This window comes from Vibrio sp. YT-19(2023) (assembly GCF_033337395.1).
In genome coordinates this window covers 1-537 of sequence record NZ_JAWOQN010001048.1, presented here as the reverse complement: position 1 = coordinate 537, position 537 = coordinate 1, and the positions used below count along the sequence as shown (strand labels likewise).

The 537-nt window shown below is 50.1% G+C and carries 1 protein-coding gene; it reads left to right on the top strand.

The window, feature by feature from the left end:
* Positions 1-537 (top strand): aminotransferase class III-fold pyridoxal phosphate-dependent enzyme (locus tag R7E78_RS29955; protein WP_318059118.1); only part of this gene is annotated, 537 nt, incomplete at both ends.

Here is a 537-nt window from a genome sequence, read left to right as displayed (position 1 = left end):
AAGGCGAAGGCGGCATCGTGCCACCAACTCCGGAATTTGCTCAAGCAGTACGTGAACTGTGTGACAAGCACAACGCGCTACTTATCTTTGATGAAGTTCAAACGGGTAACGGACGTACTGGTCATTTCTATGCTTACCAAGGTCTAGGCATCACGCCAGACATTCTAAGCACAGCGAAATCACTGGGTGGTGGTTTCCCTATCGGCGCAATGCTAACAACAGCAAAACTGGCTGAGCACCTGAAAGTGGGCACTCATGGTTCAACATACGGTGGTAACCCATTGGCATGTGCAGTAGCAGAAGCGGTCGTTAACGAAGTGACAAAACCAGAAGTGCTTGCTGGTGTTTTAGAGCGCGAATCGCTGTTCCGCGCAGGTCTAGAAAAGATCAATGCGAAGTACAACCTATTCTCTGAAGTTCGTGGCAAAGGTCTATTGCTAGGCGCTGCGCTGAATGAAGAGTGGCAAGGACGTGCACGTGATGTGCTGGTTGCTGCAGGTAAACAAGGTCTATTGGTATTGGTTGCGGGTGCCAATG